At 68.4% G+C, this 13000-nt stretch carries 11 protein-coding genes; 6 read left to right on the forward strand and 5 right to left on the reverse strand.

Annotated features, from left to right (window positions below; genetic code table 11):
- Nucleotides 1–46: 46 nt before the first annotated feature.
- From NL241_RS24155 to NL241_RS24165, 3 genes are read right to left on the reverse strand one after another with little or no spacing between them, the layout of a single operon-like run.
- A complete protein-coding gene (locus tag NL241_RS24155) occupies nt 47–1492 on the reverse strand; it encodes a vWA domain-containing protein (RefSeq protein ID WP_494395266.1) in 1446 nt (481 codons plus the stop codon).
- The gene (locus NL241_RS24160; protein WP_487686939.1) at nt 1492–2367 is read right to left on the reverse strand and encodes an AAA family ATPase; all 876 of its coding nucleotides are present in this window, start codon (nt 2365–2367) and stop codon (nt 1492–1494) included. Before NL241_RS24160 ends, NL241_RS24155 begins: the two co-directional genes overlap by 1 nt.
- 8 nt (nt 2368–2375) lie before the next feature.
- A complete protein-coding gene (locus NL241_RS24165) occupies nt 2376–3623 on the reverse strand; it encodes a glutamate-5-semialdehyde dehydrogenase (RefSeq protein WP_487686937.1) in 1248 nt (415 codons plus the stop codon).
- A gap of 79 nt (nt 3624–3702) precedes the next feature.
- On the opposite strand from NL241_RS24165, the gene NL241_RS24170 reads away from it, so the two are divergent.
- Genes NL241_RS24170 through NL241_RS24180 form a run of 3 tightly spaced genes read left to right on the forward strand, consistent with a single transcriptional unit; the run spans nt 3703 to nt 6025 of the window.
- Nucleotides 3703–4323, forward strand: coding sequence for a maleylpyruvate isomerase N-terminal domain-containing protein (locus NL241_RS24170; protein ID WP_494395267.1), 621 nt, complete (start codon nt 3703–3705; stop codon nt 4321–4323).
- Nucleotides 4320–5177, forward strand: coding sequence for a ribokinase (locus tag NL241_RS24175; protein WP_487686932.1), 858 nt, complete (start codon nt 4320–4322; stop codon nt 5175–5177). The genes NL241_RS24170 and NL241_RS24175 overlap by 4 nt, the downstream gene beginning before the upstream one ends.
- Before the next feature lie 32 nt (nt 5178–5209).
- Nucleotides 5210–6025, forward strand: a complete 816-nt coding sequence (locus NL241_RS24180; protein WP_487686929.1) for an enoyl-CoA hydratase/isomerase family protein — start codon at nt 5210–5212, stop codon at nt 6023–6025.
- A gap of 79 nt (nt 6026–6104) precedes the next feature.
- Here the strand turns inward: NL241_RS24180 and NL241_RS24185 are convergent, their stop codons facing one another.
- A complete protein-coding gene (locus NL241_RS24185; RefSeq protein ID WP_487686927.1) occupies nt 6105–7445 on the reverse strand; it encodes a TrpB-like pyridoxal phosphate-dependent enzyme in 1341 nt (446 codons plus the stop codon).
- A 177-nt stretch (nt 7446–7622) separates the two neighbouring features.
- Nucleotides 7623–9665, reverse strand: a complete 2043-nt coding sequence (locus NL241_RS24190) for an NAD(+) synthase (RefSeq protein ID WP_487686924.1) — start codon at nt 9663–9665, stop codon at nt 7623–7625.
- A gap of 174 nt (nt 9666–9839) precedes the next feature.
- On the opposite strand from NL241_RS24190, the gene NL241_RS24195 reads away from it, so the two are divergent.
- Genes NL241_RS24195 through NL241_RS24205 form a run of 3 tightly spaced genes read left to right on the forward strand, consistent with a single transcriptional unit; the run spans nt 9840 to nt 12986 of the window.
- Nucleotides 9840–10967, forward strand: coding sequence for a BTAD domain-containing putative transcriptional regulator (locus NL241_RS24195; protein ID WP_494395268.1), 1128 nt, complete (start codon nt 9840–9842; stop codon nt 10965–10967).
- Complete coding sequence (locus NL241_RS24200) at nt 10960–12429, forward strand: serine/threonine-protein kinase (RefSeq protein WP_494395269.1); 1470 nt, start codon at nt 10960–10962, stop codon at nt 12427–12429. Before NL241_RS24195 ends, NL241_RS24200 begins: the two co-directional genes overlap by 8 nt.
- A 17-nt stretch (nt 12430–12446) precedes the next feature.
- A complete protein-coding gene (locus tag NL241_RS24205) occupies nt 12447–12986 on the forward strand; it encodes a cysteine hydrolase family protein (RefSeq protein WP_487686917.1) in 540 nt (179 codons plus the stop codon).
- The last annotated feature ends 14 nt before the right edge of the window (nt 12987–13000 follow it).

Below are 13000 nucleotides of genomic sequence, written 5' to 3' on the forward strand. Positions count from 1 at the left end.
GCGGCTACTCGGACAAAAGGGCCCAGACGTGAGTTTCGGCGCAAGGTCACACCGGCAGGAGCTGGTCGATCACCGAGGCGAGCTGTTTGGCCGAGCGGCACTCGTGCATGGTGATGACCTCTTCGTAGCGCGGGACCGCCGAGTCGCCACTGCCCCACAGGTGCCTGGGCTCGGGATTGAGCCAGTGCGCGTGCCGCGACGCCGACACCATGTGCGCCAGGATGTCGGTGGCCGGATTGCGGTAGTTGGTGCGGCCGTCGCCCAGGACGAGCAGCGAGCTGCGCGGGGAGAGCACATTCGGGAACTGCTCGGTGAACGAGCTGAAGGCGTGCCCGTAGTCGCTGTGTCCGTCCCGGGTGTACACCCCCGCTTCGCGGGTGATGCGCTGCACGGCGATGGCCAGGTCGGCTTCGGGACCGAACATGTGGGTCACTTCGTCGGTGGTGTCGATGAAGGCGAAGACGCGCACGCGGGAGAACTGCTGACGAAGAGCATGCACCAGCAGCAGGGTGAAGTGGCTGAACCCGGCCACCGACCCGGACACGTCGCACAACACCACCAGTTCCGGGCGGGCGGGGCGGGGCTTGCGCAACACCACATCGATGGGCACGCCGCCGGTGGACATCGACTTGCGCAGCGTCTTGCGCAGATCGATCTGTCCGGCGCGGTGACGGCGACGCTTGGCGGCCAGCCGGGTGGCCAGGGTGCGGGCCAGGGGTGCCACGACCCGGCGCATCGAGCGCAACTGGTCGCCCGAGGCGCGCAGGAACTCGACGTTCTCGCTGAGCTGCGGGATACCGTACATCTGCACGTGGTCACGACCGAGCTGCTCGGCCGTACGCCGTTTGGTCTCGGACTCCACCATCTTGCGGATCTGGTTGATGCGCTGTGCAGCAAGAGATTTGGCGATCTCCTCCTGCGACGGCGTGGGCTGTTCGCCGTAGCCGGCCAGCAGACCGGCCAGCAGCTTGCCCTCCAGCTCGTCCAGGGCCATCGCCCGCAGGGTCTGATACGACGAGTACGACGGTCCGCGGCTGGAGTTGTACTTGCCGTAGGCCTCGACGATCTGGGCGATCATCGCCGCCAGTCGTTGATCCAGGTTGGCCAGGTCCTCGTTGTTGTTGAGTAGCTCCAGCAGCATGCCGCGCATGGCCTCGACGTCCTCGGGCGGCAGTTGCGGAGGGGTGTCCGCTGGCCCGTCCTCGGGCTCCACCACCGTCCGGTCCCCCAGCGCCGCCGGCCACCACAGGTCGAACATGGCGTCATAGGTCTCGCGGTGATCCGCCCGCCGCAGCACCGCGCACGCCAGACCTTCGCGCAGCACCTCCCGGTCGCCCAGGCCGAGGGTGGCCAGCACCTGGCCGGCGTCAACGGTCTCCGACGGCCCGACGGCGATACCCGATCTGCGCAGCGCCTCGACGAAATCGACGAGGTGGCCCGGCAGCCCGTGGGGCGCCAGGGGCTGTGGTGGGCTGATTCGTCGGGCGGCCATCAGTTCAGTCTCAGTTCCCCGGAGGCCTTCTGCTGATCGGACTGGTGTTTCAGGACCACACCGAGGGTGGCGGCAATGGTGGCGTCGTCGATGGTGTCCATGCCCAGCGCCAGCACCGTGCGGCCCCAGTCGATGGTCTCGGCGACCGAGGGCACCTTTTTGAGCTGCATCCCGCGCAGCACCCCGATGATGCGCACCAGTTCCTCGGCCATCTTCTCGGGCAGTTCGGGCACCCGGGACAGCAGGATGCGCCGTTCCAGGTCGGGGTCGGGGAAATCGATGTGCAGGAACAGGCAGCGACGCTTGAGCGCTTCGGACAGTTCGCGGGTGGCGTTCGAGGTCAGCACGACGAAGGGTTTGCGCTCGGCCGTGATGGTGCCCAGTTCGGGGACGGTGACGGCGAAGTCGGAGAGCACCTCGAGCAGCAGGCCTTCGATCTCGATGTCGGCCTTGTCGGTTTCGTCGATCAGCAGCACCGTCGGGTCGGTGCGCCGGATGGCCGTCAGCAGCGGCCGCGACAGCAGGAACTCCTCGCTGAACACGTCGTCACGAGTCTGATCCCAGTCGCCCGATCCGGATTGGATGCGCAGGATCTGCTTGGCGTGGTTCCACTCGTAGAGCGCCCGGGCCTCGTCGACCCCCTCGTAACATTGCAACCGCACCAGCTCCGCGCCCGTGGATTGTGCTACCGCGCGGGCCAATTCGGTCTTGCCGACACCCGCGGGCCCCTCCACCAGCAGCGGCTTGCCCAGCCGGTCGGCGAGGAACACCGCCGTGGCGGTGGCGGTGTCGGGCAGGTAGCCGGTTTCGGCCAGCTTCCGGGCCACGTCGTCGATATCGGCGAACAGCGGGACGGAACGAGCGGGTGTACTCAATGAGGCTCCTAGGCGGGTCGGATCTGTCCGTCTCCCCAGACGATCCACTTGGTCGAGGTCAGTTCGGGCAGGCCCATCGGGCCACGGGCGTGCAACTTCTGGGTGGAGATACCGATCTCGGCGCCGAACCCGAACTGCTCACCGTCGGTGAACGACGTCGACGCGTTGACCATCACCGCGGCGGCGTCCACCTGATCGGTGAACCGTTGCGCCGCAGCAAGATCAGTGGTGACGATGGCTTCGGTGTGCCCGGTGCCGTATTCATTGATGTGCGCGATCGCCCCGTCCACCCCGTCGACGACGGCGACGGCGATGTCCATCGACAGGAACTCCGCGCGCAGCTCTTCCTCGGAGGGGTCGGCGTGGATGGTCACACCAGCGTTCTGCAACGCACTCACCAGCCGGGGCAGGGCGTGTCCGGCGACCGCGGAGTCCACCAACAGGGTTTCGGCGGCATTGCACACACTCGGCCGGCGGGTCTTGGCGTTGAGCAGAATGCGTTCTGCCACATCGAGATCCGCTGCCCCGTGCACGAAGACGTGGCAGTTGCCGACCCCGGTTTCGATGGTGGGTACCAGCGCGTCGCGCACCACGGCGTTGATCAGGCCCGCCCCGCCGCGCGGGATCACCACGTCGACCAGGCCCCTGGCCTGGATCAGATGGGTGACCGAGGCGCGGTCCTCGCTGGGCAGCAGCTGCACCGCATCGGCGGGTAACCCTTCTCCGACCAGCGCCTCCCGTAGCACCGACACCAGCGCGGCGTTGGAGTGCGCTGCCGACGAACTACCGCGCAGCAGAACAGCATTGCCGCTCTTGAGGGTCAGGCCGAAGGCGTCGACGGTGACATTCGGGCGGCCTTCGTAGACGATGCCCACCACACCGAGCGGCACCCGCTGCTGGCGTAACCGCAGCCCGTTGGGCAGGGTACGTCCGCGCAGCACCTCACCGACCGGATCGGGTAGCCCCGCCACCTGGCGCAGACCCGCGGCGATACCGTCGATGCGCTGCGGGTTGAGGGCCAGCCGGTCCAGCATCGCGGCGGCGGTTCCGGCAGCTCGGGCGGCGTCGAGATCCTGGGCGTTGGCGGCGATGATCGCCGCGCTGTTGGCCAGCACCGCATCGGCGGCGGCGTGCAGTGCCCGATCCTTGGCCACGGTGGACAGCGTGCCCAGCACGCGGGCCGCTACGCGGGCGTGTTTGGCGGCGTCGTGCACGGTGTCGCGCAGTCCTGTGAGCGTCGGTGCCTCCAGACTCATTAGCCCAGCTTATCGGGCCGGACACGGATTGGCCGACCGCACCCCGGCAGGGGGCGATGCGGCGGTAGATTCTGTCGGCATGAACCAAGAGGATGTGGTTGCCGCCTACGCTTCCGCAGCCCGGAGCTTCGCCGATCAGGTGCGCCGGATTCCTGTCGACCGGTTCGACGGCCCGGGGTTGGGCGAATGGGATCTGCGCGCCCTGGTCGGCCACACCTCGCGGTCACTGGCCACCGTCATCACCTACCTCGATTCACCCGCTGAGCAGGTCGACATCGATGGGCCCGAGGAGTACTACCGGATGGCGGCCGACGTCGCGGCGACCGAGGGGGCGGCGGTCCTGGAGCGGGGTCGCCAGGCCGGCGCCGGCCTGGGACAGCAGCCGGCCGACGCGGTCGACGCGATGGTGGCCGAGGCTCTGCGAAAACTCGACGGACGTGGGGACGAGCTCATCGCGGTCCTGGGGGGCGCGGGTATGCGGTTGTTCGCCTACCTACCGACGCGCATCTTCGAGCTGACCGTGCATGGTTTCGACATCGCTGATGCCACCGGGCTGGACTTCGCCCCACCGGGTGAGGCCTTGCGGGTTTCCGCGTCGCTGGGCGCGCGGATCGCGGTGGCGATGGGTCACGGGGAGGTCGTGTTGCGCGCGCTGACCGGCCGGGCCCCGTTGCCGCAACCCTTCTCGGTGACGGCATGAGCCGCTTGACCGTGGTCGGCAGCGTCAACATGGACGTGGTGTTCGACGTGGCCGCCTTGCCCCGGCCCGGGGAGACGGTGTTGGGGTCGGGGGTGCGGTTGGTGCCCGGCGGCAAGGGCGGTAACCAGGCCATCGCAGCGTCGCGCGCCGGGGCCGAGGTGCAGTTGATCGCCGCGATCGGCCCGGACGCCAACGGCGAGCACCTACGAGAGCACCTGGCCGCCAACGACGTTGGGCTCGAGGGTGTGGTCACATTGCCGGGCCCCAGCGGAACGGCCGCCATCGTCGTCGACGCCGACGGCGAGAACATGATCGTCGTGGCCCCGGGTACCAACGGTCATCTGACACTGGACTCGCCCCACCTGCGCGACCTGGTCGCCGACGCCGATATCGTGCTGCTGCAGCTCGAGATCCCGTTGCCCACGGCGCTGGTGGCGGCGCGGGTGGCCAAGGCCGCGGGCGCAACGGTGGTCGTCAATGCCTCACCTGCCGGAGCCGACCCGCATGGACTGGCCGAACTGGCCGCGGCCACCGATGTGGTGATCGTCAACGAATCCGAGTACCAGCACTGGCAGTGGCCCGTTGCCCATCTGGTGATCACCCGTGGCGGGCGTGGTGCCACCTACATCGGCGAGGACCAGGAGTTCGAAGTGCCGGCGCCGGCGGTCGAAGCGGTCGACACCACCGGCGCGGGTGATGTATTCGCCGGGGTGCTGGCGGCGGGCTGGCTGGCGGACCGCTATCACGCTCTGCGGCGGGCCTGCGCGGCGGGCGCGTTGGCGACGTTGGTACCCGGCGCCGGTGATTGCGCGCCGAATGACGAGACCATCGAGGATGCGCTGGCGCGCGACTGAAACCCATACCGTTGTGGTTATAGTCAGCACTCATGAGCACCCCGCGACCTCCTGAAGGCGATTGGCTGGGCACCGAATACCTGCGCTTCGAACGCGAGGGACCGTTCGCCGTCGTCACCCTCGACCGGCCGCAGGCCCGCAACGCGATGACCCCGGCGATGTACTTCGGGATCCGTTACGCCGTGGGGCTGGTGGAAGCCGACGACAGCCTGGCGGGGCTGCTGATCACCGGCACCGGCGACGTGTTCGCCCCCGGCGGCGACCTCGGCGGCGGAGACGGCTCGGACAACTGGCTGACTTTCGGTTCGGCGTTGTCCATGGACGTCACTCCGTTCGAAACGCTGCGGCAGTCGGTGAAACCGGTGGTGTCGGCGGTCAACGGGCTGTGTCAGGGCGGCGGTCTGCAGATCGCGATGTGCAGCGATATGGCGGTGGTCAGCGACCGCGCCACGTTCCGGGTGCCGGAGCTGTACCGAGGAATCGCCGATACCTACTACAGCCAGATGCTGGCGCGGATGATCGGGCCCGTGCGCACCCGCGACCTGATGTTCACCGGCCGCACCCTCGACGCGCACGAAGCCGTCGACTGGGGCATGGTGGCGCGCGTGGTGGCGCACGACGACCTGCCGTCCGCCGCCCGCGAAGTCCTGGCGCAGTGCTGTCGCACCGCCCCGAAGGCCCGGTCGGTGGTGAAGTCGAGCCTGGACAACTACATGGGCCTGTTCGACCGCATCGGGATGAAGGCCAGCTACAGCGGCGACGAAGCCGTCGAGGGATTCCGGGCGTTCAAGGCCCGGCGTTCCCCGGAGTGGGTGCATCCGCAGCTGCGGGTGGACGGCCGGCTCTAAATGAGTTCTCGAGATTGCACTGCGGGCTGCTGAACGCGCGCCGCAACAGCCCCGGGCGCAAGCTCGGCGTTCTCACCCATCACAGCTGCACAACGCCGGCCAGCGCCGTCTGCAGCGCATCCTCGGACAGCGGATCATCGGAGAGCCCACCGGAGAGGTAGGCGTCGTAGGCGCCGAGTTCCAGCAGGCCGTGCCCGGACAGGCCTATCACGATCACCTGCTCGCCGCCCTCTGCGGCCGCCCGCCGCGCCTGCGCCAGCGCGTGCGCCGACTCCGGAGCCGGCACGATGCCCTCGGTCCGGGCGAATTGCATTGCCGTGTCGAAGCATTCACTCTGCGGCAACGCGACGGCCTCGAGCAGGCCCTCGGCCACCACATGCGACACCAGCGGCGCCATCGCGTGATAGCGCAGCCCGCCGGCATGAATCGGCGAGGGCACGAAGTCGTGGCCCAGGGTGTACATCTTCATCAGCGGGGTCATGCCGCCGGTGTCGCCGAAGTCGTAACGGTATTCACCGCGCGTCAACGACGGGCACGACGCGGGCTCGACCGCCAGCAGCCGGGGCGACTGCGTGCCTGCCAGCTTCTCGCGCAGGAACGGGAACGTCAGCCCGGCCAGGTTGGAACCGCCCCCGGCGCAGCCGATCACCAGATCGGCGCCGGACTCGCCGGCCAGGGCCAGCTGCTTGAGGGCCTCCTCGCCGATGACGGTCTGGTGCAGCAGGACATGGTTGAGCACCGACCCCAGCGCGTACTTGGTGGCCTCATCCTGGGCGGCGACCTCGACGGCCTCGGAGATGGCGATGCCGAGCGAGCCGGGATGGTCCTGGGCCAGGGTGCGGCCGAACTCGGTGAGCCGGCTCGGTGACCGGTGCACCGTGCCGCCGAACACCTCGATCAGGGTGCGCCGCTGCGGCTTGCCGTCGAAGGACGCACCGACCTGCCACACCTCACACTCGAGCCCGAACAGCGCGCAGGCATACGCCAGTGCGGTGCCCCACTGCCCGGCCCCGGTTTCGGTGGTGAGCCGGGTGGTGCCGTGCAGGGCGTTGTAATACACCTGCGGCACAGAGGTATTGGTCTTGTGCGAGCCGGCCGGCGAGACACCCTCGTACTTGTAGTAGATGCGGGCCTGGGTGCCCAGCGCCTTCTCCCACTGGCGGGCGCGCACCAGCGGGGACGGCCGGTACTGCCGGTAGACCTGGCGCACCGGTTCCGGGATCTCGATGTAGCGCTCGGCGCTGACCTCCTGGGCGATCAGCTCCGGCGGGAACAGCGCCGCGAGATCATCGGGTCCGACCGGTTCGTGGGTGCCGGGGTGCAGAGGCGGAGGCGGCGGCGTGGGGAGGTCGGCGACGATGTTGTACCAATGGGTCGGCAGTTCCGACTCATCCAACACATAGCGGACCTGCTCACTCATACCGAATGACCTTTCGTTCCCGGGGACCGCGCCAGCCTAGCGGGTCCCGAACACGGGGCCGGCCCTCTCTCCCCCTCGTCCCTCGGGCTCGTCGACCGGCCCGAAACATGGGGCCGGCCCTCTCTCCCCCTCGTCCCTCGGGCTCGTCGACCGGCCCAAAACACGGGGCCGGCCCGCTTACTCGGCGGGTACCTCGCGTTCGATCTCGTCGAGCCAGATGCGGGCCGACATGTCCGACGGGGCCCGCCAGTCGCCGCGCGGTGAGAGCGCGCCCCCGGCAGAGACTTTCGGCCCGTTGGGCAGCGCCGACCGCTTGAACTGGCTGAAGGAATAGAACCGCTGCACGAACACCTGCATCCAGTGCCGGATCTCGGACAGCGAGAATTGCGGCCGCTTGTCCAGCGGATACCCCAGCGGCCAGTGGCCGAGTTCGGCGTCATGCCAGGCATGCCAGGCCAGGAACGCCACCTTCGACGGCCGGAACCCGTACCGCAGCACCTGGAACAGCGAAAAGTCCTGCAGCACATACGGTCCGACTTTGCTTTCGCTGCTCTGGATCTCCTCGTCCTCGCCGACGGGCACCAGCTCGGGGCTGATCTCGGTGTCGAGCACCGACTGCAGGACCCGGTCGACGTCGTCGTCGAACTGACCCGAGGAGATGACCCAGCGAATGAGATGCTGGATCAACGTCTTCGGGACGCCGCCGTTGACGTTGTAATGCGACATCTGATCGCCCACCCCGTAGGTGGACCAGCCCAGCGCCAGCTCGGACAGATCACCGGTGCCCAGCACGATGCCGCCACGCTGGTTGGCCATCCGGAACAGGTAGTCGGTGCGCAACCCGGCCTGCACGTTCTCGAAGGTGACGTCGTAGACCTTCTCACCGCGGCCGAACGGATGCCCCATCTCGGTGAGCATCAGCTTGGCGGTGTCGCGGATGTCGATCTCCTCGAACGTCACCCCCAGCGCGTTGCTCAACGCGATCGCGTTGCCTTTGGTGCGGTCGCCAGTGGCGAATCCGGGCAGGGTGAAGGCCAGGATGTCGCTGCGTGGCCGCCCCTCGCGGTCCATCGCCCTGGCGGCGACGATCAACGCGTGGGTGGAGTCCAGCCCGCCGGAGACGCCGATGACCACCTTCGGGTAGTTCAGCGCCCGCAGTCGCTGTTCCAGTCCGGACACCTGGATGTTGTAGGCCTCGTAGCAATCCTGTTGCAGGCGTGCGGCATCCGACGGTACGAACGGGAAACGCTCGATACTGCGTTTGAGGCCGATGTCGCCGGCCGGCGGGTCGAGGGTGAACTCGATGCGCCGGAACCCGTCCACCGACGCCGCATGGTGGCGCCGGTTGTCGTCGAAGGTGCCCATCCGCAACCGCTCCGCGACCAGCAGATCGACGTCGACGTCGGCGACGCTGCGCTGCGCCCCTTTCGGGAAACGCTCCGATTCCGCGAGCAGCACCCCGTTCTCGTAGATCATGGTCTGGCCGTCCCACGCCAGGTCGGTGGTGGACTCGCCCTCACCGGCCGCGGCGTAGACGTAGGCGGACAGACAGCGTGAGGATGCCGAGCGGGCCAGCAGCTTGCGGTCATCGGCGCGGCCGATGGTGATCGGGCTACCGGACAGGTTGGCCAGCACGGTGGCGCCCGCCAACGCTGCCTGCGCGCTGGGCGGAACCGGGACCCACATGTCCTCACACACTTCGACGTGCAGAACGAAGCCGGGCACATCGGAGGCGTCGAACAGCAGGTCCGGACCGAACGGCGCCGTCACTCCGCTGAAGGTGATCTCGCCGCGGATGTCGTCGCCCGGGGCGATCTGTCGTCGTTCGTAGAACTCGCGGTAGGTCGGCAGATAGGACTTCGGCGCCACACCGAGCACGGCGCCACGGTGAATCACCACCGCGCAGTTGTAGATCCGGTGTCGGTAGCGCAGGGGTGCACCCACCACCAGTACCGGCAGCAGGTCGGCGGACGCGGCGATGACGTCGCGCAGCGCGTCTTCCACCACGTCGAGCAGCGTGTCCTGCAAGAGGATGTCCTCGATGGAGTATCCCGTCAGGGTGAGTTCGGGGAACACGGCGAGCCCGACGCCGTCGTCGTGGCATTCGCGTGCGGTCTGCAGCACCGCCTCGGCGTTGGTGCCTGGGTCGGCGATCGTGGTGTGCAGGGTGCAGGCGGCGACCCGAACGAATCCGTGGTGGTAGGCGCTGTAGAAGTCCATCACCGTGTCATTGTTCCCCGCCGTGCCCCGAAGTATGGCCACCGATCCGGCGATTCCGGCGATCTCGCGCCCACGCAGCGATGAAATCCACGCCCGGTTCGCTCATCGGCCGCGGCCACACGGCACAATCAGGGGGCACAGCGGCGGCGACGGCAAAGGACACGGACACGCGTGATGACGGGCAGATCTGCGCAGTTCGGTGTGCTCGGCCCGCTGCAGATCACCCTCGACGGCACCCCGGTCGCGCTGGGCACCCCCAAGCAGCGAGCGGTGCTCGCGATGTTGCTGATGAACCGCAATCGGCCCGTGGCGGTCGAGTCGCTGCTGGCCGCGGCCTGGCCGGATGACCCCCCGTCCGGTGCGCGGGCGAGCCTGCACTCCTATGTGTCCAATCTGCGCAAGCTGCTGCCGACCGAGGACGCCGCGCTGGCCAGCGCGCCGCCCGGCTACCGGCTCACCATCGCCGAGACCGCACTCGACCTGGGCAGATTCGCCGCTGAGAAAGCCGCCGGCGTACGCGCGGCGGCGGCCGGGGAGTTCAGCCTGGCCAGCCGGCACCTGGCCGCGGCGCTGGCTGAGTGGCGTGGGCCCGTGCTCGAAGACCTGCAGGATTTTGGCTTCGTCGACGGGCTGGCCACCGCACTGACCGAGGACCGCCTGATGGCCGCCACCGCTTTCGCCGAGGCCGAGATCGTGTGCGGGCGGGCCCGCGACGTGATCGCCGACCTGGAGACCCTGACCGCCGAGCATCCGTACCGGGAACCGCTGTGGGCCCAGCTGATCAGCGCCTACTACCTCACCGAGCGGCAAAGCGACGCGCTCGAGACCTACGGGCGGCTCAAGAGCGCCCTGGCCGATGAGCTGGGCATCGATCCCGGCCCGTCCCTGCGGGCGCTGCACCAGAAGATCCTGCGTCAGGAACCCCTGGACGCCAAGGGCGCGGCCACGACCGCCGCAGTGGGTAGCGTGACCCAACTCGAGCAGCGCACTGCCGTGTCGGCGGAATCCGTGGCGGCGTATCTGGAGGACCCGTCGGGACGGCAGTACCCGTTGCGCGCCGTCGCGACCCGGATCGGCCGGCTCGACGACAACGACATCGTGTTGTCCAGCGCTCTGGTGAGCCGCCACCACGCCGCGGTGATCGACACCGGGACCAGTTATGTGCTCAGTGATCTGCGCTCGGCCAACGGGATCGAGGTCCAGCACACACGGGTGCGCGGCAGTGCCACCCTGGCCGACGGTGACCTGATCCGGATCTGCGACTACACGTTCACCTTCCGCCTGGGCGTCGGCCATGAGTGACGCGACGCGGGTGGGCTCGCGGGTGGGTCCCTATCAGCTGACCCGCCTGATCGGTCGTGGCGGAATGGGTGAGGTTTACCAGGCTCATGACACCGTGAAGGACCGCACGGTGGCCTTGAAGCTGCTGCCCGCCGAACTCTCGCACAACGACACGTTCCGCAAGCGACTCGAGCGGGAGGCGCGTTCTGCGGGCAAACTCCAAGAGCCGCATGTGGTTCCGATACACGACTTCGGTGAAGTCGACGGCCAGTTGTACGTCGACATGCGCCTCATCGACGGCGTCGACCTGCGTTCGGTGCTGAACCGGGACGGGCCGATGCCACCGGCGCGTGCGGTGGCGATCGTGCGGCAGATCGCCTCGGCCCTGGACGCCGCGCATGCCGCAGGCGTGACCCACCGCGACGTGAAACCCGAGAACATCCTCGTCACCGCCGATGATTTCGCCTATCTGGTGGATTTCGGCATCGCTCACGGGGCCACCGATGACACGCTCACCGAACAGGGCACGGCCATCGGCACATTCGCCTACATGGCACCGGAACGCTTCACCAGCGCGGAGGTGACCTACCAGGCCGACGTCTATGCGCTGGCCTGCGTGCTGTTCGAATGTCTGACCGGCACCAAGCCGTTCCGCGCCGACAGCGTGAGCGTGCTCATCACCTCCCATCTGATGGAACCCCCACCGCGGCCCAGCGCACTGCTGCCCGGCCTGCCGCCGGCACTCGATGCGGTGGTGGCGCGCGGCATGGCCAAACAACCCGGTGACCGGTTCGCCACCGCGGGCGAGTTGGCGCGCGCGGCGGCACACGCGGCCGGGGTCACCGACGGGATGTTCACGGTGACCGCGCCCCAGCAGCCCGTGGTGCGCCCCAAGAGGCGCGGCTGGGTGGTGGCCGGCGCCCTGGCCGGGGTCGCGGTGCTGGTGGCCGCGGTGGTGACCACCTGGACCTTGCGGGAGCCCGCGAGCGCGATGATGGCCACCCAGACGATCACCCGGACGGTCACCTCGGTCCCCAGGACCGAAGTGCGCGTGCCACCCCACGCGACGGTCTCCCCCGCCCTGCGCCGTCTGCTGGGGGTGGTGCCGTCCGGGTACGCATCCTGCGAACCCCTGCGACCGCCGGTCTCCGGTGCGCTGGCGACCGTCGAGTGCGGGCAGAACACCAACCCGGGTGGGCCCGCCACCGCGACCTACTCACTGTTTCCCACGGTGGAGGCGCTCGACGAGGCGTTCCGGCAGAGCAATGACGAGGACACCCTGCAGCAGTGCCCCGGCGGCGCCGACTCCCCGGGCACCTGGGATTACGACTCCACCCCCGATCAGGTGGAGGGCTGGGTGGCCTGCGGAACCTACGAGGGCACGCCCGACATCATGTGGACCAAGAGCTCCGACCTGATGCTGGGCATCGCCCAAGGCAGTGATCTCGCCGAGTTGCATCAGTGGTGGGTGGACTACGTATAACCGGGTAAAGACCCGGCATGGCCGAAACTGCTGTCCTCGTCATCGACATGCTCAACGCCTATGAGCACCCCGACGCCGAGAAGCTGATCCCGAACGTCGAACCCATCGTCGACCCGATCGCCGCGCTGATCGCCGAGACCCGGCGCAGTGACGACGCCGATCTGATCTACGTCAACGACAACTACGGCGACTTCACCGCGGATCACGCCGGCCTCGTGTCTGCAGCACTCGAAGGCGCCCGTCCCGACCTGGTGCGGCCCATCGTCCCCAGCGATGACTGCCGCTTCCTGATGAAGGTGCGCCACAGCGCGTTCTACGCCACCTCGCTGGGGTACCTGCTGACCCAGCTGGGCGTCCACCGGGTGATCCTCACTGGTCAGGTCACCGAGCAGTGCATCCTCTACAGCGCCCTGGACGCGTATGTCCGGCACTTCGAGTTGGTGGTGGCACAGGATTGTGTCGCGCACATCGACGCCGAGCTGGGGCGGGCCGCGCTGAAGATGATGGAGAGCAATATGCGCGCAGAGTTGGTCGATGCGGCGCACTGCCTGAAGTGACGCTTATTCTCGAT

It is taken from the genome of Mycolicibacterium sp. SMGY-1XX (assembly GCF_059132455.1).

Excerpts from the sequence above, each read along its gene's own strand:
- NL241_RS24155 (WP_494395266.1), bottom strand. The coding sequence starts at position 1,492 with ATGGCCGCCCGACGAATCAGCCCACCACAGCCCCTGGCGCCCCACGGG.
- NL241_RS24165 (WP_487686937.1), bottom strand. The coding sequence starts at position 3,623 with ATGAGTCTGGAGGCACCGACGCTCACAGGACTGCGCGACACCGTGCAC.
- NL241_RS24170 (WP_494395267.1), top strand. The coding sequence starts at position 3,703 with ATGAACCAAGAGGATGTGGTTGCCGCCTACGCTTCCGCAGCCCGGAGC.
- NL241_RS24175 (WP_487686932.1), top strand. The coding sequence starts at position 4,320 with ATGAGCCGCTTGACCGTGGTCGGCAGCGTCAACATGGACGTGGTGTTC.
- NL241_RS24180 (WP_487686929.1), top strand. The coding sequence starts at position 5,210 with ATGAGCACCCCGCGACCTCCTGAAGGCGATTGGCTGGGCACCGAATAC.
- NL241_RS24185 (WP_487686927.1), bottom strand. The coding sequence starts at position 7,445 with ATGAGTGAGCAGGTCCGCTATGTGTTGGATGAGTCGGAACTGCCGACC.
- NL241_RS24190 (WP_487686924.1), bottom strand. The coding sequence starts at position 9,665 with ATGGACTTCTACAGCGCCTACCACCACGGATTCGTTCGGGTCGCCGCC.
- NL241_RS24195 (WP_494395268.1), top strand. The coding sequence starts at position 9,840 with ATGACGGGCAGATCTGCGCAGTTCGGTGTGCTCGGCCCGCTGCAGATC.
- NL241_RS24200 (WP_494395269.1), top strand. The coding sequence starts at position 10,960 with ATGAGTGACGCGACGCGGGTGGGCTCGCGGGTGGGTCCCTATCAGCTG.
- NL241_RS24205 (WP_487686917.1), top strand. The coding sequence starts at position 12,447 with ATGGCCGAAACTGCTGTCCTCGTCATCGACATGCTCAACGCCTATGAG.